The following is a 19,597-nucleotide window of genomic DNA, read 5'->3' on the forward strand; positions in this document are numbered from 1 at the left end:
TCCGGGACCGACCGCTCAGCTCGCCGGGCCGGAGCGCCGCGACGCACGGAGCACCTGCTCGAGGCGCTCGAGCAGGTTCTCCAGCGACTCCTCGAACTCCGCGGCGGACTCGTCCTCGGACAGCAGCGGGGCGAGCCGGCGCACCAGCGGGTACTCGGCCAGCGACCGCTCCCCGGCGTCCGGCGCGCCCTCCGGGTCGTCCAGCGCGGTGATCGGCACCCCGCGCTGCGAGACCTCGAGCAGCAGGTGCCCCAGCAGGAAGCTGGTGTACGCCCGGTAGGCGGCGACCGCGGCCTCGTCACTGAACCCGTGACCGGTCAGGGCCTGGAGGAAGGACTCCAGCCAGCGCAGGCTGCGCAGCGGCGGTCGTACCCACGGCGCGGCCGGCGGCCGGGTCGCGATCAGCGGGAAGAGGGCCGGGTGGGCGAGGGCGATCCGCCGGACCCCGTGCGCCAGCCGCTGCAGGTAGTCCTGCCAGCCGTGCTCCGGCGCGAGGTACACCTCCGGATCGCCGTAGAGCTCGTCGACGACCAGCTCCACCACACCGTCGAGCAGGTCGTCCCGGCCGGTGACGTGCCGGTAGAGCGCCATCCCCTCGACGCCCAGGTGGGCACCCATCCGGCGCATGGTCAGGGCCTCGAGCCCGTGCTCGTCGATGAACTCGACGGCCGCGGCGAGCACCCGACGCCGGTCGAGCGGCGTGCGCACCCTCCCCGGCGGGGATGCGCGGAGTCCACGCGTGTGCGGCTGCCCGTCCGGGGGCACAGGACCGGGGGGAGCAGCGTCGTCCGCCACGTCCGCCTCCCGTCGCCGTCCTGGCCCCGTTGTACGCCGCCCGGGCCCCGCCGCGGGGAGCCGCCATCCCACTGTCTCCCGACAGACAGGCGTTTACGCGGTAAACGCAGCGGGCAACGAGTCGGCAGCGCCTGCACGACGGTGCGCCAACGGACGGCGCTGCGGACCCGCAGCCCTCCCTCGACACTCGACAGGAGCAGCATGATCACCGAGACGCAGATCCAGCAGGTCATCGGCACCACCGCCGTCGACGCCGACGGCGACAAGATCGGCAAGGTCAGCGAGGTCTACCTCGACGACGAGACCGGCCGCCCCGAGTGGGCCACCGTGCACACCGGCCTGTTCGGCACCAAGGAGACCTTCGTGCCGCTGGCGCAGGCCGACCTCTCCGGTGACACCCTGCGCTTCCCGTACGACAAGGCGAAGGTCAAGGACGCGCCGAAGATCGACACCGACGGGCACCTGTCGCCGCAGGAGGAGCAGGAGCTCTACCGCTACTACGGCCTCGGCTCCGGCCAGGGGACGACGACCGACACCACCGTGGGCCGGGTCGACCGCGACGAGTCAACGGTCACCGACACCACGACGACGGCCGGGACCGCCGGCACCGCGGGCGTGGCCGGCACCGCCGGTACCGCGGGTCTGGCCGGGACCGACCGCGACCTGGACCGTGACGGGCGGACCGACCACGCCGGTGAGCCCGGCGTCGTGGGCCGGGACGTCTCCGGGCCGACCACGGACAACGCGATGACCCGCTCGGAGGAGCGGCTCGACGTGGGCACCCGCAGCGAGGAGGTCGGCCGGGCCCGGCTGCGCAAGTACGTGGTCACCGAGAACGTGACCGAGACCGTGCCGGTCTCCCGCGAGGAGGTCCGGGTCGAGCGCGAGCCGATCACCGACGCCAACGTCGGGCAGGCGCTGGACGGCCCGGCGATCTCCGAGGAGGAGCACGAGGTCACCCTGCACGCCGAGCGTCCGGTGGTGGACAAGGAGGCCGTGCCGGTCGAGCGGGTCCGGCTGGACAAGGAGACCGTCACCGACCAGGAGCGAGTCTCCGCCGACGTCCGCAAGGAGGAGATCGAGGTCGACGGCGGGACCGGTGTCCGGGGTGAGGCGACCGGTCGGACCGGCGGGGACGACCGCGGCTTCGTGCAGAAGGCCAAGGACGCCCTCGACCGCGACAACGACGGCCGGATCGGCCGCTGAGGAAGGGCCCTCCCGCAGGGCCGACCGACACGACGAGGCCCCGCCGGCGCGATGCGCCGGCGGGGCCTCGTCGTGTCCCGGGGTCAGCTCCCGGTCGGGGTGACGCCGAACATCAGCACCCGGCGCTCGATGTCGTAGTGCACCGTCTCGGTGTTGGACAGCAGGTCCTGCAGGTTGTCCGCGTCGTCCGGGTCGAGGGTCAGGACCTCCTCCCAGGCGCCCTGGTCCAGCACGAGCTGGAGCGTGTAGGTGCCCGGCTTCCCGGGCTCCCCAGCGACCCAGCTGAACTGGTAGTGGCTGAGCTGGCGGACCTTGACGCTGTTGTCGGTGACCGGCTGCGGTACCTCGGGCACGGCATCTCCCTCTCTCGGGGCCGCGCGGTGCTGCGCGGCCGCTGGGAGCCGCAGCTACCCGCCGCCGGTGGCCGACACCCGCGCCGTCCGGCGTGTCCTGCCGACATGAGAACGCCCTCACCGGCGTCTCACCGGCGCGTCACCGGCCGTGGGCAGCGTCGTCGGGTGACCGCTCTCCCGCTGTCCTCCCCGGTCCCGGTGCTCCGGCGGAACCGGTCGCCGTCCATTCCTCAGTCGGCCACGAGCCGGTAGCCCATGCCGCGCACGGTCTCGATCCGCGCGGCCCCGAGCTTGCGGCGCAGGTAGCGGACGTACACGTCGACGACGTTGGAGCCGGGGTCGAAGTCGTAGCCCCAGACGTGGCTGAGCAGCTGCTCGCGGGCGAGCACCTGACCGGGGTGGCGCAGGAACGCCTCGGCCAGGGCGAACTCCCGGGCCGACAGGTCGACGGTGCGGCTGCCCGCCTGGGCGCGCCGGGTGCGCAGGTCCAGGGACAGGTCGCCGCAGGTGAGCACCGTCGTGTCGGCCTGCCGGCCGCCGGAGAGCCGCAGCCGCACCCGGGCCAGCAGCTCCTCGAAGCGGAACGGTTTGGGCATGTAGTCGTCGGCGCCGCCCTCGAGCGCGGCCACCGTGTCCTGCACGCTGTCGCGCGCGGTGAGGATGACCACCGGGATGGTCACCCGGTCGGCGCGCAGTGCCCGCAGCACCTCGAAGCCGTCCATCCCGGGCAGGCCGATGTCGAGGATCATCAGGTCGAAGTCGCCGCTGGCGGCCGCGGCGCGCGCGGCTCTGCCGTCGCCGACCACGGCGGTGGCGAAGCCGTTGGCCCGCAGCCCCTTCTCGACGAAGGCGGCGATGCGGGCCTCGTCCTCGGCGATGAGCACGCGGCTCACGACCGACCTCCTGGGGTCTCGGTGGGCAGCCGGCCGGCTGCGGGGCCGGATTCCGGGGTGGCGGCGGCGTCGTCCACCGTCGCCGGGTCGTCGGCCAGCGGCGGTGCCAGCCGGGCGGGCAGGACCAGGGAGACCGTCGTCCCCCGGCCGAGGACGCTGTCGAGAACCGCCCGACCGCCGTGGGCGACCGCGATGGCCTGGACGACGGCCAGCCCGAGGCCGGCGCCGTCCGAGCGCCGGGCTCCCGACGTGCCGCGCGCGAAGCGCTCGAACACCCGCGCCTGCTCCTCCTCGGGGACGCCGGGGCCGGTGTCGGACACCCAGAACCGCAGCTCGCCGCCGCTGAGCCGGCTGCCGAGGGAGACGCGGTCGCCGGGCACGGTGTAGCGGACGGCGTTGTCGGCGAGCGCGACCAGCGCCTGGGTGACCCGCTGGGTATCGAGCTCAGCGTCGACGTCGGCGGCGGCCTCCAGCACCCAGTCGCGGTCCCCCAGCCGGCGCACCTTGTCGAACACCTCGGCGGTGAGCGCGGCGACGTCCACCGGCTGCGGCCGGACGAACTGCGGCTGCTCGGCGCGGGCGAGGAGCAGCAGGTCCGACACGATCCGGTTCATCCGGTCCAGCTCGTCGTCGACCAGTGCCACGGTCTCCCGGACGTCGGTGGAGTCGGTCGGGTCGAGCACCTCCAGGTGGCCGCGGACGATCGTGATCGGCGTCCGCAGCTCGTGCCCGGCGTCGTCGAGGAAGCGGCGCTGCGCCGCGGAGCCGGCCTCGAGCCGGTCAAGCATCTCGTTGACCGAGGCGGCGAGGTCGGTGAGCTCGTCGGCGGGCCGCCCGTCGACCGGGATGCGCCGGGAGAGGTCGGTCTCGGTGATGCCGTGCGCGGTGGCGGCCACGTCGCGGACGGGTCGCAGGACGCGCCCGGCCACCACCCAGGCGCCGCCGGCCGCGAGCAGCAGGGTCAGGGCCCCGACCGTCAGCATGAGCCGGGCGGCGTCGTCGGCGGCCTGCCGTTCCTGGTCGGCGAAGAAGGCCACGACGGCGACGCCGCGCGCCGGGTCGCCGTCCAGGGTCACCGGGACGGCGAGGTAGCGGACCTCCCCGGCGCCGGACTCGTAGCGGCCCCACGTCGGGTCGGCCACCGCGCCGACCTCGCGGGTGAACGCGTCGTCCCGGCTCAGCAGCACCGGGGCCTCGATGCGGCTCTGGTAGCGGTACCGGCCGTCGACGTAGCCGAGGAACTTCTCGTTCGGCCGGGCCAGGTTGTAGGTGATCAGCGTCTGCAGCACGTCCTCGACCGAGCCGAACGGCTCGCCGGTGCGCGGGTCGACGTCGCCCTCGAGGATCCGCCGGAACTCCTCGATCTCGGCCTCGAGCGTGATGTCGATGCGTTCGTCGGTGGCGGCGATGAGCAGCCGCCAGGTCACGAGGGTGACGATGCCGAGCGCCAGCAGGACCAGGAGCAGGACCCAGGCGATGATCCGGGTGCGGGCCGCCCGCGGCACCCAGCTGCGGCGCCGCGCTCCCGCATCAGTCGTCGTCCCCGCCACCGTCGTCCCCGCCGTCGTCCTCGTCGTCGTCCTCGTCGTCGTCCCGGTCATCGTCCGGCAAGGGCGGCGGCGGGACGACATCCGCGGGGCCGGGGTCGGCCGGCACGGGGGCGCAGCTCCGGGGACGACGTGGTCGCCCACGCGGCGCCGGTCGTCAGCCGGGCGGCCCGACCCGCGCCCACCCCTCGGGGTGAGCGCGGCCGGGCCGGGACTGCAGCGTGCGTGGGCTGCTGCCGATGAGGGCCCGTGTCCGTGTCGCTGCCCGAGCGCGTCGACGTCGCGGTGTCCGAGTGGGACGCCCGGCTCGCCACCGTCTTCGCCGACCCCTCGCTCCTGCGGCTGGTGTACCAGCCGATCGTCGACCTGCAGCGCGGCACGGTCGCGGGCTACGAGACGCTGGCCCGCTTCGTGACGCCGGACGGCCGGTCCAGCGAGGCGACGCCGGACCAGTGGTTCGCCGCCGCGGACGCGGTCGGGCGCGGGGCCGAGCTGGAGTCGATCGTCGTCCGCCAGGCGCTCGCCGTCCTGCCGACGCTGCCGGCGGACTGCTTCCTCACCGTCAACGTCAGCCCGCACCTGCTCACGCAGCCCGAGCTGGCCGAGCCGCTGCTGGCCGTCGACGACCTGGCGCCCCTGGTCCTCGAGCTGACCGAGCACCACGCGGTCGGCGACCTGCGCCCGCTGATCGACCTGCGGGACCGTCTCCGGGCGAAGGGCGCGCTGCTCGCGCTGGACGACGCCGGGTCGGGCTACTCAGGGCTGCAGCAGATCACGCAGTTCCGGCCACAGCTGATCAAGCTGGACCGGGCGCTGGTCACCGGTGCGGACGGCGACGAGGTCAAGCTGGCCCTCGTCGAGATGCTCGGCGAGTTCGGCGGGCGGATCGACGCGTGGCTGCTCGCCGAGGGCATCGAGACGTGGGGCGAGCTGCAGGCGTTCCTGCGGCTGCGGGTGCCGCTCGGCCAGGGCTGGCTGCTGGGGCGCCCCGGTCCGCCGTGGGTGCGGCTCGACCCCGAGGTGCGCGACCGGCTGCGGCGCCAGGCCGCGCAGGCCCTGCTGACCGAGCACGTGGCCGGGCTGGCCGAGCCGGTCGTGGTCGTCGAGGACGGCACCGCGCCGGACGGCGAAGTCGGCGTCGAGGTCGACGAGTACGGCCACCCGCGCTGGCTGTTCCTCCCCCTCCGCCGCGGTGAGGACCCGCCCGGCCACCGCCGCGCCCCGGTGAGCCTGCGGGTCCCCGCGTCCGCCGGCCTCAGCGAGGTCGCCCGGCGGGTCGCCGCGCGACCCGAGGAGACCCGGTTCGACCCGGTCCTGTGCGTGGACGGGCAGGGCACCGCCCTCGGCGTCGTCCGCGTGGAACGGCTGCTGCTGCAGCTCGCCGCGGCGCACGCCGGCTGATCGAGCCCCACCCCCGACCCCCGCCGTCCGCCGGACGACGGTCCGCCCCTCACCCTGGAGGTACCCCGTGAAGCAGTTCGCCTGTGGCGACGTCGTCCCCTCGTGCGGTCGGACGTTCACCGCTCCCACCGAGGACGACATCCTCGTCGCGGTCGCCGGCCACGCCCGTGACGACCACGGCCTCACCGACATCCCGGCGAGCCTGGTGGACCAGGTGCGGGCCGCCATCCGCCCCGCCTGAGAGGTACCGCTCCACCCGCACCGCCTGAGCTGCGCCGAGGCCCCGACCCGTCCCCGGGTCGGGGCCTCGCTGCGTCTTTCGCGGGGGTGTACTCGGCGCCGGCAGGGGGCGCCGCTCGGTCGGTAGGGCGGTGGTCCGGTGACCACGGTGAGGCCGCTGGGCGTGGTGACGGTCAGGGCGCCGTCGGGGGCCATGGCGCAGCTCCAGCCGGGGCCTGGTGTCTGCCGCGGTGGTCGGCGGTGCCGAGGCCCGGCAGGTCGGCCGCGGCGGTCGGCGGCCGCCCACCAGCCACTGCCGGGTGGCGGCGGTGGGTGGTGCCGGGTCCTCGGCAACGGGGTCGGGCGGGTCCTGGTCGTGGCAGCGATCGCCGGGGTCGGTCCGGGGACCGGTGTCCCACGCGCTGGGTCCGGTGGCGCGCCGAGGAACCAGCCGGAGTTGCCGGGGGCGGGATGGTCGCCGCCCGCGTCGCGCACCGGATCGTCGAGCCACCGGTCGAAGTCCTCGGCGTTCGGCTCCGCCACCGCGCGCTCGACCGGCGCGCCCCGAGCAGAGCACGGCACCCGGCCCCGACGGGAGCGCAACGCGACGAGCCCGGTGGTCCGGGCCGGGGGTACCGGCCCGGCCCACCGGGCTCGTGCGAGGTGCTCCGCGTCAGCGGGCGTTGACCGCCAGGGAGGCCGGCAGGGTCAGCCGGAGGGTGTCCGGGACCTCCTCCACGGCGCGCCGGGGCGTGGGCAGCAGGTCGATGACCAGGCGGGTCGGTGCGAAAGCCTCCGCGTAGCCGATCCGGGCGTGGGCGCCCCAGTGCCGGGCCGAGGCCACGACCGCGTCGGGTTCCACCATCGCCGACATCTCCACCTGCGAGGCGTGCGCGCCGAGGGCGGCGAGCTTGCCGGTGAGGTAGGCGGTGACGTCGACGAACGTCGTCGGGGAGAACGTCAGCGTGGAGGGGCTCTGGTAGTGCATGACCCGGGAGAGCCGGCGGGCCGCCGACAGCGTCGCGGCGGCGACGGCGCGGTGGTCCTGGTGGCTGTCGTCGGGCGCGTGCACGTAGACGACGTCGGCGTCGGTCAGCTCGAGCGCCCGCTCGACGATCGCCACCGTGGCGGCGTCCGCCGTGACGGTGCAGTCGACCTGACCGCCCCACATCAGCCGGGCGCCCAGGATGCGGGCGGCCGCCTCCTGCTCGCGTCGGCGGCCGGTGATCGTCTCGTCGTCCCCAGGGCCGTTCTCGCCGCCGGTCATGACGAGCATGGTGACGGCATCGCCGGCCGCCGAGTGCGCCAGCAGCGTGGCGCCGCAGCCGAGCTCGATGTCGTCGGGGTGCGCCCCGACCGCGAGGACCCTACGCATCGTCCCGGCCCTCAGCCGCGGCGAGAGCGCGGGTCCGTCGGTTGGCGCGCACGACCAGGACGGCGCCGACCACACCGGCAACCCCGAGCCCGATGGCCGGGCCGAGGCCGTTGCCCTGCGCCGGCAGCTCCGTCGACGACGGGCAGACCCGCGAGGAGGAGGCGGCAGCACGGTAGTCGAGCGTGTAACCGTCGAGCACCCAGCGGGCACCGGCGTACAGGTCAGCGAGGCTGACCTTCGCGGTGAACGCACCGTTGACCGTGCCGGGCTTGAACGAGGTCGGCGGCAGCGACGCGAACTTCGACGGGTAGGCCTGGTTGTGGGCACCGCGCGGGATGCTGGTGGTCTTCCGCGAGCTGTTGACGTAGCCGACCACGACGGTCCAGCTGTCGTCGGCGTTCTCCTTGTAGCAGTTCAGCACCGGTTTGACCGTGTACGTGCCGGTGGCCGAGGCCATGCCCGGCGACGCGACGAGCCCGATCAGGGCAATGACCGCGACCAGGGCGGCGCGGCCGGCACGGGCGCGCAGGCGGCGTGCCGTCGAAGACCTCGAGAGGCCGTCCATGACGTGAGTCCTCGTGTCCGGGGCGGCTGACCCGCCCGACACCGATCCCATCGGCAGGTCCCGTCCGTCTCCGGAGCCCCAGCAGCCACGCCTCACCCCGAAAGGGGTGAGGCGGCGACGCCCGCCACCAGGACGGCACGCAGGAGACGGCCGCGGGCGTGCCGTGGCGACGGCCCGGAGTCCCCCACCGCGTCCTCGCGTCCGGAGCGGTGGACCGCCGTCGTCGGCCGCATCGGCAGGCCGGCTGCGGGACCGGGGGGACCCGGCCGAGGTCCACCCGGACGGGGGCGTCAGCTCCGGGCCGGTGCCCCCAGCACGGACAGCGCCAGCTCGGCGGCCGCCGGGAACGTGTCGACGACGGCCCAGGCGCGCGGCTCGTCCGGCGCGGTGGCGTACTCCCCCTGCCGGACCCGGATCGCCCGAGCGCCCACGGCCGCCGCCACGGCGACGTCCTTGCCGGGGCGGTCCCCGATGACGAACAGCCGCTCCGGGGGCAGGCCGAGCCGTGCTGCGACGGCGAGCAGGCCGGCCGGGTGCGGCTTGCGGACGGCGCGGCCGCCGAGGGTGTCGGTGACGACGACGACCGGCAGCAGCGGCCCGAGTCCGGTCGCGGCCACCTTCGCCGCCTGGATGGCCGGGTGGCCGTCGGTCAGGCAGGCCAGCGGCGCGGCCGCGGCCAGTGCGCGCAGCGCGTCCTCGGCGCCGGGGTAGGGCGTCAGCCGAGGCGGCGCGTGTCGCGTGAACGCCGCCACGAGCGGCGGCACCAGCTCCGGCAGCGACGACGTCGGGACGCCCACGGCGAGCAGCGCCCGGTCGATCGTCCCGCCGGTGTCGGAGCCGGCGGCCAGCTCCCGCCGGAGCGCGGCCTGCACGGCGGCGCCGTCCAGCCCCGCGTGCCCGGCCGCCACCCCGACCGCAGCCGCGGCCGAGGCCAGGTAGTCCGCCTGCGGGTAGAGCGTGTCGTCGAGGTCGACGACCACCCCCAGCGGCGCCGGTCCCCTCACCACGGCAGGCGGCCGTCGGTGAAGTCGGGCTCGTCGAGGGCCAGCAGGGCGTCGGTGCGCTCGTCGGCGAGGACGGCGGCCACCTGCGGCCCCGTCGTCCCGTCGCCGTACGGGCACGGCACCGTCGCGGCCCGCTCCTGTCCCTGGGGGCTGGTGTGCCCGGCCGCGGCGGCCAGCACGGCGGCGGCCGCGCGGTCGTCGGCCAGGCCGGCGAGCGTCGTCGTCCCGGCCTCCACGCCCTCCCAGCGCGGCGTGGAGCCGCGCAGCACGACCACCGGCACGCCGAGGAAGGCCGCCTCCTCCTGGATGCCGCCGGAGTCGGTGACCGCGAGCCGCGCCGAGGCCAGCGCACCCAGCAGCACGCCGTGGTCCACGGGGCCGGTGAGCGTGACGCCCGGGTGCTCCAGCTGTGCGCCCAGCCCGGTGGCCTCCAGGCGCGCCGCGGTGCGGGGGTGCACCGGGAAGGTGACCGGCCCGACCCGCTCGGCCAGCGCGCGCACCACGCCGACGAGGCGCCCCAGGCGGACCGGGTCGTCGACGTTGGTCGGCCGGTGCGCGGTCACCAGCACGCCCACGCGCTCGGCGACCGGCACCCGCCGCACGCCGCGGGCGACGAGAGTGTCGATGACGGGGTTGCCGACGACGAACACCCGCTCGGCGGGGACCCCCTCGACGGCGAGGAAGGCCGCGGCCCGCTCCGTCGGTGCGAGGTGCAGCTGAGCGGTGGCCGCGGCGACCCGCCGGTTGACCTCCTCGACGCTGCGCGGGTTGAGGCTGCGCAACCCGGCCTCGAGATGCGCGAACGGCACCCCGGCGGCGCGGGCGGCCAGCGCGTAGGCCGGCACGGTGTTGGTGTCGCCGAGCGCGAGCACCAGGTCGGGCTCGAACACCCGCAGCGCCCGGGACGCGTCGGCGTGCAGCGCCCCGGTCCGCTCGGCCGGGTCGGTCGGCAGCGCGAAGCGGTGTCCCGGGGTGAGCCCGAGCGCCGCCTGCAGCTGCGGCCCCATCCTCGGGTCGGTGTGCTGGCCGGTGTCGACCACGCTGACCCGGTGCCCGGCGACGGTCAGCGCGCGGACGACCGGCGCCAGCTTGACCACCTCGGGCCGGGTGCCGAACGGCACCAGCACGTGCCGCGAGCGCGTCACGCCCGTACCGCCACGGGCGCGCAGGGGTCGACCACGGGGCTGCCGTCCTCGCTGCTGTAGGTCTCGGCGAAGTAGCGGCTCATCGCCACACCCGGCCGGGAGGAGAGCTCCGGCAGCGGTTCGCCGCGGACGCCGGCCAGGTACGCGCTCACGACGTCCGCACCGGCGGCGAGGGTCAGCGGCAGCCCGCCCGAGAAGCGCGGGTTGATCTCCATGACGGTCGCGGTGCCGTCGTCGGCCACGAAGCCCTGCACGTTGGCCGGCCCGGTCAGCTGCACAGCGGCCAGCGCCCCGCTGACGACCCGGGTGACGGCGTCGGAGGCGAAGGTGCGGCCCTTGACCGAGATCCCGGCCCTGGTCTCCTCGCGCCACCGCGGCACGACCACGCGGACGGCGCCGTCGCGGTCGACCAGGGCGTCGGCGGTGAACTCGCGGCCGGTCAGCCGGGTCTGGGCGATCAGGCCGTCGTCCGCGCGGAGCGCCTCCACCACGAGTGCGCGGTCGTCGAGCAGCCGCACGCCGCGGCTGCCGCGGCCGGCCAGCGGCTTGACCACCCACGGGCCGGGGACGCCGGCGACCTCGTCGGCGGACGCCGCGGTCACCGGGTGTGGCACGCCTGCGGCGGCCATGGCCCGCGCGAAGGCCGCCTTGTCGCAGCACACGTCGACGGCGGCGACGTCCGGCAGCCAGGTGGCGACGCCGGCCGCGGCCAGCCGGCCGGCGCCGGCGGCCAGGTGCGGCAGCTCCTCGGCGACCGTGCTGACCAGCGCGTCGACGCCGTAGGCGACGCAGACGCCGAGCAGCGCATCGACGAAACGGGGGTGGTCGCCGCGCGGCAGGACGACGGCCGTGTGCGCCAGCGCGCCCCCGGCGGCGGCCACGTCGGCGTCGCCGGCGACGACCCGGTGGCCGAGGGCGACCAGCCGGCGGACGACGGCCACGCCGGCGGGGCCGCCGGCCCCGGTGACCAGCACGGCGGCACCGGCGGACGGGACGAGGGCCGCGGGCGGGCGGGGCTGGGGCAGCGAGGGGGTCATCGGTCGTCCTGGGTCGTCGGGGTGGACACGGGCGTGCGGGGGCGCGGCGCCGGCAGGGGCGGGACCGGGTCGGTGCGGGCGGACAGCCGCGGCAGCCGCTCGGTCGGCGGCTCGTCGTCCGGACCGACGTCGCGCACGGGCAGGCGCGGGGGCGGCAGGGGCCGGGGCACGGGCAGGGGCGGGAGAGAGCCGGCCACGCGCACGACCGCGGGCAGGGGCGGCACGGGCAGGGGCGGCAGCCGCCGCCGGACCGGCGCGGGGCTCTCGGCGGAGGCCGGGACGGCGTCCCGCTCCGGGTGCCGGAGCAGCCAGCCCCGCGCCCACAGCCGCAGCGCGGCGATCCGGTGGTCGGTCACCGGCTCCCACTGGCGCGCCGCGATCGAGGTGGCGAGCACGTCGAGCACGGTCGGGTCGTCGTCGTAGGTCGCCACCGCCAGCAGTGAGGCGCTGTGCGCGCCCAGCCCGTCGGCGGCCAGCGCGCGGACCCGCTCGGCCCGCTCCGCGGAGGGCAGGTGGCCGATCCGGTAGTCGATCCGCGCGGCCTCCCGGCGTGCGCCCATCCACCGGGCGACCCGGTTCGGCAGCACGTACCGGTACGTGAAGCCGGTCAGGTTGAGCCGCCGGGAGGCGGCGCGCACGTCCTCCTCGGCGGGCCGGTAGCCCAGCCCCGGGCGCGCCCAGCTGTCGGGACGGCGGGCGGTGTGCCGCCCCGCCGCGTCCTGCTCGGCGCGCTCGGCGGTCGGCAGCGTGACGCAGACCATCAGCAGGAAGCCGCCGAGGGTCGCGGCGAGGTTCCACACGGTGCCGACCCAGTCGTGGAACAGCACCAGGGCGGGCGTCCCCCACACCAGGCCGGCGACGGTCGAGCCGACCAGCCGCAGGTGGTTGAGCGCCAGCAGGGCGGCGACGGCGACGACGAGCCCGGCGACGGCGTGCTGGCGCCGGCCGCGCAGGACGACGGCGGTCAGCGCGGTCAGGCCGACCACCGACAGGATCGAGGAGCAGGACTCGGTGACCTCGGCCAGGATGATCTCGCCGTCGGGGCGGAACACCAGGACGTGCCGCTCCAGGGACGCCGAGACCGAGTCGACACCGACCACGTCGAGCACGTGGGCGACCCAGCGGGCCTCGTGCACCTGCAGGACGGCGGCGCCGTAGCGGTAGCCGGCGGCGCAGATGGCCACGGCCAGTGCCAGGTCGACCAGCACCGGGACCAGTCGCCGGCCGCTGCGCCGGGGACGGTGTCCCAGCCGGTGCCGGGTCCACTCGTCGGCCGGCACGGCAGCGGTCGCCGTCACGACCGCACCCCGGCCGGCGCGACCGCGGGCGGGTCGATCCGCACCGTCGAGGTCGCCCCCGAGCGCGAGGTCTTCACCCAGGTGTAGGGGCGGCCGAGCATGCCGTCGACGTAGGCACGCGTGGTGATCCAGATGGACAGCGCGAAGGCCGGCAGGAAGCCCAGCAGCCGCCACGCGGAGCGCCGCTCCACCCGGCCGATCAGCAGGCCGACGGAGAGCTCGGCCAGGGGGCCGACGAAGAGCAGCATCGACAGCGGCAGCAGCGCCACGACCGGCAGGTCGCCGATGCCGAAGGCGCGCAGCACGGTCAGCACGACGCCGATCCCGCTGAGCAGGGGCACGTGGTAGACGAGCAGGAAGAGCGTCGTCTCGATCTTCTCGACCAGGTCCAGGTGCGGCGAGCGCATGAGCGGCCGCCAGTAGTCGCGGAAGCACTTCTGGTGGCCGCGGGCCCACCGGTACCGCTGCTTCCAGAACCGCTGCGCGCTGACCACCGCCTCCTCGAAGTCGACGGCGGAGAGGTCGTAGCGCACCCGCCGGCCGGCCATGAGCACGCGCAGCGTCAGGTCGGTGTCCTCGGTGACGGTGTGCGGGTTCCACCCACCCAGGTCGCGCAGCGTGGACATGCGGACGGCGCAGTTCGCGCCGCCGTACGCGGGCAGCTCGAACAGCGCCTGCCGGCCGTACTCGTTGACGAGGTAGCCGGAGAGGAAGTCGACGAAGACGGTCGAGGCCATCTGCGAGTCGCGGCCGTTGCGGATGACGCAGCGGCCCATCACCGCGCCGACGACCGGGTCGCGGAAGTGCCGGACCAGGCGACGCAGCGACGTGGGTTCCGGCTCGTGGTCGGCGTCGAAGACGACGGCGATCTCGGCGTCCACCAGGTGCAGCGCGTCGTTGAGCGCACCGGACTTGCCGCCGCCGGACCCCGGCGCGCGGTGCAGCACGCGCAGCCGCGGCTCCCGGGCGGCCCAGGCATCGAGCCGGGCGCCGGTGCTGTCGTCGGAGCCGTCGTCGACCACGACGAGGGTGAGCCGGTCGGCCGGGTAGTCCAGCGCGAGCAGCGCGGTGACCATCCCGTCGACGACGAGCTCCTCGTTCTTGCAGCCGACGAAGACCGCGACCGACGGCGTCCAGCTCGACAGCCCGACGTCGGCGGCGAGCATGTCGTGCTCGGCCCAGCGGGCGGCGGCGACCGCGAAGGCGAGGTGCCGGCAGAAGTAGACGCCGAAGACGACGTTGAGCACGCCGCCGATGACGCCCAGGGTCTCGTCGAGGCCGAGGAAGAGGGCGGCCAGGGCGAGGCCGCAGACGTAGGAGAGGAGCACCAGGGGCCGGCCCTCGGGCCGGCCGGCGTGCGGGTCGGGGGGCCGCGCGGCGGCTGCCGCCGGGACGTCGGCGTCCGGCGGGGGCGCGGTGCCGAGCGCGGTCGTGCCGCGGACCACCGCCCTCACCCCCTGCCCGAGACCTGCGGCGGAGTGCGGACCCCACCGTTCAGCTCATCGGCACGGGGGCTGCGCTCCTGAAGCCGAGCGGCCCCTCAGGCGCAGGGGTCGAGGGCCCGCAGCTCCCGGACGTAGACGGCCGTGCCGTGGCCGAAGCCCGACACCAGGGGCTGCAGCCGGGGGACGACGGCCTCGCGCAGCCCGTCGGTGCCGCCGCGGACGGCGGTGACCAGGCCGCGCCGCGTCACCGGGACCCGCAGCGCGTCCCCGGCGACCGACAGCGCCAGCACCGCGGCGACCAGCGCGAGCAGCGGCACCGTGGCCAGCGCCGCGGGCAGCCCGGCGTGCTCGGCCAGCAGCCCGATCAGCGGCGGCCCGCCGAGCAGTCCGGTGTAGCCGACCGTGGTGGCCAGGGCGATGCCGCGCGCACCGCCGAGGACGCCGGCCCGCGAGATGGCCAGCGGGAAGACGTTCGCGAGGCCGAGCCCGACGAGCACGAACCCGGCCAGGGCGGTCGGCACCGCGGTCGCCGTCACCGCGGCCGCTCCACCGGCGGCGGCCAGCACGGCACCGCCGGCCAGCAGGCGCCGCTCCCCCAGCGCCGCCACCAGCCGACCCCCGGCGAGGCGACCGCAGGCCATGGCGAGGGAGAACCCGGCGTACCCGGCGGCGGCCAGCGCCGTCGTCGCGCCGAGCTCCTCGCGCAGGTGCAGCGCCCCCCAGTCGGAGAGCGCGCCCTCGCCGAAGGCGGTGCAGCCGGCGACGGCGCCGAGGACGACGAGCACCGCGGTGGGCCGCGACCGGCCCTCGTCCGCGGCGGGGCCGGGTGCCGCGGACCGCGGGCCGTCGGCACCGACGAGGGCCCGCGCGGCCCAGGCGGTCACCAGCAGGCCGAGGGCGCCGACGAGCACCAGGTGGGCGGCGGCGCCGGCGACCGTCGCCAGCAGCCCGCCGAGCAGCGCGCCGGCCAGCCCGCCGAAGCTGAAGCCGGCGTGCAGGCCGGAGAGCAGCGGCCGGCCGAGCCGGCGCTCGACGCTGACGCCGACGGCGTTGGCCGCCACGTTGACGGCGCCCGTGGCGGCGCCGAAGACGAGCAGCGCGGCGCACAGCCCGGCCATCGACGTCGCCAGGCCGGGCAGCACCACGGACACGCAGAGCAGCAGCGCCCCGGCGGTGACCACGACGCCGGCGCCGAGCCGGGCGCAGAGCGCGCCGGTGACCTGCATCGCCGCCAGTGCGCCGATGGACAGGCACAGCAGCGCGACGCCGAGGGCGCTGTGGCCGACGCCCACGGTGGCGGCGACGTCGGGCACCCGGGCGGCCCAGCTGCCGAAGACGGCGCCGTCCAGCGCGAAGACGGCGGCGACGGCGGCCCGCAGCCGGGACGGCGGGAGAGCGACCGGTGCCGGCACAGGGGTGCGGGCACGCGAGAGCAGTGGAGAGGTGGGCACGGGGGACCTCGCAGGAGGGAGACACGGGCCACCGCTGGGGTGGCCGCTCGAGGGGCGGGGAGAGCACACGACCTCGGGCACCCGTCTCCACGGTGTCAGCTCTGCCCGGCGCCCGCCGCCCATCGGCGGTGTGCAGGTGGCCACAGCACCACCCCACCCGTCCCGCGGGCCCCGTCGACCTCGCCGACCGGCCGGCACCGGCCGGCCGGCGGCTGCGCTACCCGCTCACCCGTTCCGGGCCTCGACCACGGCCATCATCCCGGCGTCCTCGTGGTCGTTGATGTGGCAGTGGAAGACGGTGCGGCCGTCGAAGTCCTCGAAGGGGATGCGCACCGTCGTCTCGCCGCCCGCCGGCACCCGGACGACGTCCTGGTAGACGACGTCCTCGACCGGCCGGCCGTCGACGGCGACGAGCTGCATCGGCCACACGTGCAGGTGCAGGGGGTGGTCCATGCCGGTGCGGTTGACGTAGGTCCACTCCTCGACCGTCCCCAGCCGGGTGACCTGGTCGGTGCGGGCGGGGTCGAACGGGCGGCCGTCGATGGTCATGACCATCCCGCCCGTCCCGTGCCCGTCGCCGTGGTCCTCGTGACCCCCACCGGACCAGTCGAGGCCGAGCACCATGGTGCGGCGGGCGGCGGGCTCGACCCCGCGCAGGTCGGGGAGCTGCGGGTACGCCGGCACCGGCGGGAGGGCGGGGACGGGGGTGCCGGTCACCTGCAGCGTTGCGAGCGCTCCCGGGGCCCCGGAGGGACCGTCGCCGTCCCGGTCCCGCGTGCGCGGATTGGCCAGCCCCTGCAGCTCGCCGCTCCGCTCCCCCACGGTCACCAGGACGTCGACCCGGCCGCTGTTGAGGACCTCGACCTCCTCCACCCGACGGGGCTCGGCGAGCCGGCCGATGTCGGTGGCCAGCAGGTCCATCTGGTGACCGTCGAGCCGCAGCCTGAGGAACCGGGACGTGCAGGCGTTGACGATCCGCCAGCGCTCCCGCTCCCCCGGGCGGGCCTCGAGCGTGGGGGTCAGCTGCCCGTTCACCAGGACCAGCTGCCCCTCGCGGCCCTTCACCCGCTCCCACTCGGCGACGTGCACCGGGTGGCCGGCGTCGTCCAGCGTGGTGTCCGAGACGACCAGGAGGCGGTCCCGGGTGACCGGGACCTCCGGGCCGGCGTCCTCCACCACGATGCCGCCGTAGAGGCCGCTCCAGATCTGGTCGGCCACCAGGTGGTGCTCGTGCGGGTGGTACCAGAACGGCCCGGGCGGGTGGTCGTCGGGCAGCTGGATGTCGTACCGGAAGGACTCCCCCGGGTGCACGTGGACGTCGAGCGTGTTGTCCGCGTTGCCCTTCGGGGAGACGTGCAGTCCGTGCGTGTGCAGGTTCGTCGGGGCGGACAGCCGGTTGACCAGCTCGATCTGCAGCCGGTCACCGGGACGCAGCCGCAGCGTGGGCCCGGGCACGGTGCCGTTGTAGGTCAGCATGTGCGCCGGCCGGCCGGCGAGGGTCACGGAGGTCTCGGCGACCTCGAGCCGGACCCGCAGCAGGCCGTCCTCGCTGTGCAGCGTCTCGGGCTCCCGCAGGGACTCGGCGGCGAGGGTGCGCAGTCCGCCGACCGGTCCCCGTGCCCACGCTGGGGCACCGACCGTGACCCCGAGCAGGCCGAGCCCGCCGACCTGGAGGGCCCGGCGGCGGGTGAGCTCCGGGCCCGGCCGCGTCCGGGCGACGCCGCCCCGGTGCGGGTCCGGAGCCGGCACCCGCTCCGGACCGGTCCGGGGCGAGTCGGGACCTGTCATGACCGCGTCCTTCCTGCTCTCGGCAGAGAGCCGCACCGGTACGGGACCGGCGTCGATGCGCCCGTGGCGCAGGAGGGGATCGCGGAACGGCGCGGGAGGTCATCGCCCCTCGGGTGGGGCGGACGGCCCGCTGTGTGCTCAGCGGGGGGTCGGCGGCCCGTGGCTCGCAGGTGCTGCGCCGGGCGCCGTCCGCGTCATGTGCGGGCGGCAGCCTAGCCGGGGCCCGTGCGGAGCCACCACGGAACGGCCCCTTGCGGGGAAGCCCTCACGGCCCCCGCCCCGGGCGTCGGAGCTGCGCGTTCGCAGCGCGCGTCCAGCACGGCAGGCCCGCCCCCAGGTCGCTCCCACGAGCGGGTCAGGCGGCCGGCGCCGACTGCTGGTCGGCGGCGACCAGGTGGCACCCGCTGGTCCCGACGGGTGTGACGGGGAAGCCCATCGAGGTCAGGACGCCGGCGATCGCGGCGTTCATGGTCCGCTCCACGGCCGCCTCCACCGCCTCACCCCGGACGCGCTCCAGGCTCATCCGGTCGTGCTGGCGCCAGGTGACGAGGATCCCGCGGCGGGCCGGGTCGGGCGTCAGGCACACGCCGCCGGCCGGGCTCTCGCCAGCGGCGTCGTGCAGGGCGAGGCCCGCCTCGACCAGCGCCGCGCTCACCTCGACCAGGAGGGTGGTCAGCGCGTCGGCGTCCGTCAGCAGCTCGTCCCAGTCGTCGGCCAGCCGGTCCAGCTGGCTCCCGAGCTCGGCCAGCCACGCACGCTCCTGCGGCGACTGACGCCGGACAAGCGCGCCGTCGGCCCGGCGGGCACCGTGGACGAGCTGCGTCCAGGCGGGGAACCCGCCGGAGACGGCAGCCCAGTCCGCCTCCACCCAGTCGATGAAGGGGCCGGCCACGACCACGCCGCCCGGCTGGTCGACGGACTCGTCGACCAGCCACCACGCCGACGCACCCCGGCCGGCCGGGTGCGCCGTCGTGTCCACGTCGGGGCGGGTCTGCGGGGCCGCGGGAGCGCCGTCGGCCTGCTGCTGAGCGCGGCGCGCGCGCTCGGCCTCGTAGCGGGACGTCGAGCTGCGGCCCAGCGCGACAACCAGGGCCAGCAGCGCGACGAGGGCCAGCAGGGGCTCACCGAGCTCGAGCATCACCACTCCACACCTCCGCAGTGCGGTCCGGCCGCGCGGGCGGTGGACCGGGTGGTCATCGACGTCGACCGGGGACCACGGTCACCAGGCACGCCAGGCTCCCTGTGGACCGGCGCCCCACAGGGCCGCCCGCCGGGCCCAGTCCTGCAGTCGCGCGCGCGCCGTGGCCCGGCGCCGGCCGGCCGGACGGCGCGCCGGCTCCTCGACGGGCTCGAGCGCGAAGAGGTCCAGCAACAGAGCCAGCCCGTCGTCGGCCGGGGTGTCCGCGGCCTGGATCGACGTGCGGGGAAGGGTCGTGCTCGGCGTGCTCACGCAAGGCTCCTCGGGCGGTCCCGCCGCGGCCGGGGAAGGGCCGCGCGCAGCGGGAAAGCTAGGGCTCACCCGGCTGCGGACCGCCCGCTCGGACACCCCGCCGACGGCGCCGTCACCGCATCGTTGCGGAGGCCTCGTCGAGGGGTCGGCGACCCGTTCCTGCGGACGCCGCCATGTCGACAAACGCCCTGCTCGCGAGCGTGGCACGGCTCCCGACGGAGCTCGGTCACCCCGGTCGCCGGTGCGACACCCGCGTGTCGCAGGAGGGGCCCCGCTGGATCGGACCGACAGCCGTGGCTCTGGAGTCCCGGCCCTCCTGATCGCACCTGCCGCCCACGTCACGCGCGAGGCCACGTGACGGTGTGGTGACGGAGCGGTGACGCAGGCTGCGCAGGCTGATCGAGGCCCGGCTGCTGGAGGCACGGCGAGCGGACGGCGGCGTCACGGAGTCGGGCAACTCGGCGAGGAGTTCCCGTGATCGCGGTTCCCGCTCTCCGACGCGCCTTGCCGATGCGTCGGGTCGGCGCCTGTCCGCCGTTCCGGACCGCGGCCGCTTCTGCCGCGGTGGTCCGAGGCGCATGCTCGACGCGACCGCTGGTGTGTCCATGGCATCTCGGCAGGCGTG

General features: G+C 76.2%; 18 protein-coding genes. 3 read left to right on the forward strand and 15 right to left on the reverse strand.

The window, feature by feature from the left end:
• Nucleotides 1–15: 15 nt before the first annotated feature.
• Nucleotides 16–708, reverse strand: coding sequence for a TetR/AcrR family transcriptional regulator C-terminal domain-containing protein (locus tag ACU610_RS17490; protein ID WP_446768966.1), 693 nt, complete (start codon nucleotides 706–708; stop codon nucleotides 16–18).
• A gap of 288 nt (nucleotides 709–996) precedes the next feature.
• Between ACU610_RS17490 and ACU610_RS17495 the strand changes: the two genes are divergently transcribed.
• Nucleotides 997–2,001, forward strand: coding sequence for a DUF2382 domain-containing protein (locus ACU610_RS17495; protein ID WP_446768967.1), 1,005 nt, complete (start codon nucleotides 997–999; stop codon nucleotides 1,999–2,001).
• A gap of 83 nt (nucleotides 2,002–2,084) precedes the next feature.
• Here the strand turns inward: ACU610_RS17495 and ACU610_RS17500 are convergent, their stop codons facing one another.
• The 3 genes from ACU610_RS17500 to ACU610_RS17510 all read right to left on the reverse strand — a co-directional run bounded on the left by ACU610_RS17500 (nucleotide 2,085) and on the right by ACU610_RS17510 (nucleotide 4,848).
• On the reverse strand, nucleotides 2,085–2,354 hold the full coding sequence (locus ACU610_RS17500; RefSeq protein WP_446768968.1) for a hypothetical protein: 270 nt from the start codon (nucleotides 2,352–2,354) through the stop codon (nucleotides 2,085–2,087).
• 230 nt (nucleotides 2,355–2,584) lie between these two features.
• Nucleotides 2,585–3,247 (reverse strand): response regulator transcription factor, encoded by a 663-nt coding sequence (locus ACU610_RS17505; RefSeq protein WP_446768969.1) that lies wholly within the window; start codon nucleotides 3,245–3,247, stop codon nucleotides 2,585–2,587.
• Entirely contained in the window at nucleotides 3,244–4,848 is a 1,605-nt protein-coding gene (locus ACU610_RS17510; RefSeq protein WP_446768970.1) for a sensor histidine kinase, read from the reverse strand. The genes ACU610_RS17505 and ACU610_RS17510 overlap by 4 nt, the downstream gene beginning before the upstream one ends.
• A 195-nt stretch (nucleotides 4,849–5,043) precedes the next feature.
• On the opposite strand from ACU610_RS17510, the gene ACU610_RS17515 reads away from it, so the two are divergent.
• Together ACU610_RS17515 and ACU610_RS17520 are read left to right on the forward strand one after the other, a co-directional pair.
• A complete protein-coding gene (locus tag ACU610_RS17515) occupies nucleotides 5,044–6,195 on the forward strand; it encodes an EAL domain-containing protein (protein ID WP_446768971.1) in 1,152 nt (383 codons plus the stop codon).
• A 67-nt stretch (nucleotides 6,196–6,262) separates the two neighbouring features.
• Entirely contained in the window at nucleotides 6,263–6,436 is a 174-nt protein-coding gene (locus ACU610_RS17520) for a DUF1059 domain-containing protein (protein WP_446768972.1), read from the forward strand.
• Between the two features lie 651 nt (nucleotides 6,437–7,087).
• Here the strand turns inward: ACU610_RS17520 and ACU610_RS17525 are convergent.
• The 11 genes from ACU610_RS17525 to ACU610_RS17575 all read right to left on the reverse strand — a co-directional run bounded on the left by ACU610_RS17525 (nucleotide 7,088) and on the right by ACU610_RS17575 (nucleotide 18,972).
• Nucleotides 7,088–7,789, reverse strand: a complete 702-nt coding sequence (locus tag ACU610_RS17525) for a PIG-L deacetylase family protein (protein WP_446768973.1) — start codon at nucleotides 7,787–7,789, stop codon at nucleotides 7,088–7,090.
• Entirely contained in the window at nucleotides 7,782–8,354 is a 573-nt protein-coding gene (locus ACU610_RS17530) for a hypothetical protein (protein ID WP_446768974.1), read from the reverse strand. Before ACU610_RS17530 ends, ACU610_RS17525 begins: the two co-directional genes overlap by 8 nt.
• A gap of 290 nt (nucleotides 8,355–8,644) precedes the next feature.
• Nucleotides 8,645–9,358 carry an HAD family hydrolase gene (locus ACU610_RS17535; protein WP_446768975.1) on the reverse strand — a complete coding sequence of 238 codons (714 nt, stop codon included), beginning with the start codon at nucleotides 9,356–9,358 and terminating at the stop codon, nucleotides 8,645–8,647.
• On the reverse strand, nucleotides 9,355–10,503 hold the full coding sequence (gene wecB / locus ACU610_RS17540) for a non-hydrolyzing UDP-N-acetylglucosamine 2-epimerase (protein WP_446768976.1): 1,149 nt from the start codon (nucleotides 10,501–10,503) through the stop codon (nucleotides 9,355–9,357). The genes ACU610_RS17535 and wecB overlap by 4 nt, the downstream gene beginning before the upstream one ends.
• Complete coding sequence (locus ACU610_RS17545) at nucleotides 10,500–11,540, reverse strand: ATP-grasp domain-containing protein (protein ID WP_446768977.1); 1,041 nt, start codon at nucleotides 11,538–11,540, stop codon at nucleotides 10,500–10,502. The genes wecB and ACU610_RS17545 overlap by 4 nt, the downstream gene beginning before the upstream one ends.
• Entirely contained in the window at nucleotides 11,537–12,838 is a 1,302-nt protein-coding gene (locus ACU610_RS17550) for an exosortase/archaeosortase family protein (protein ID WP_446768978.1), read from the reverse strand. The genes ACU610_RS17545 and ACU610_RS17550 overlap by 4 nt, the downstream gene beginning before the upstream one ends.
• Nucleotides 12,835–14,283, reverse strand: a complete 1,449-nt coding sequence (locus ACU610_RS17555; RefSeq protein ID WP_446768979.1) for a glycosyltransferase — start codon at nucleotides 14,281–14,283, stop codon at nucleotides 12,835–12,837. Before ACU610_RS17555 ends, ACU610_RS17550 begins: the two co-directional genes overlap by 4 nt.
• A 95-nt stretch (nucleotides 14,284–14,378) precedes the next feature.
• Nucleotides 14,379–15,734 (reverse strand): MFS transporter, encoded by a 1,356-nt coding sequence (locus tag ACU610_RS17560; protein WP_446768980.1) that lies wholly within the window; start codon nucleotides 15,732–15,734, stop codon nucleotides 14,379–14,381.
• Nucleotides 15,735–15,959: 225 nt separating this feature from the next.
• Nucleotides 15,960–17,522, reverse strand: a complete 1,563-nt coding sequence (locus ACU610_RS17565; RefSeq protein WP_446768981.1) for a multicopper oxidase family protein — start codon at nucleotides 17,520–17,522, stop codon at nucleotides 15,960–15,962.
• Nucleotides 17,523–17,877: 355 nt separating this feature from the next.
• Nucleotides 17,878–18,660 (reverse strand): hypothetical protein, encoded by a 783-nt coding sequence (locus tag ACU610_RS17570; RefSeq protein ID WP_446768982.1) that lies wholly within the window; start codon nucleotides 18,658–18,660, stop codon nucleotides 17,878–17,880.
• Between the two features lie 81 nt (nucleotides 18,661–18,741).
• Nucleotides 18,742–18,972 (reverse strand): hypothetical protein, encoded by a 231-nt coding sequence (locus tag ACU610_RS17575; RefSeq protein ID WP_446768983.1) that lies wholly within the window; start codon nucleotides 18,970–18,972, stop codon nucleotides 18,742–18,744.
• Nucleotides 18,973–19,597 lie beyond the last annotated feature (625 nt).

The organism is Geodermatophilus sp. URMC 61 (genome assembly GCF_052931555.1).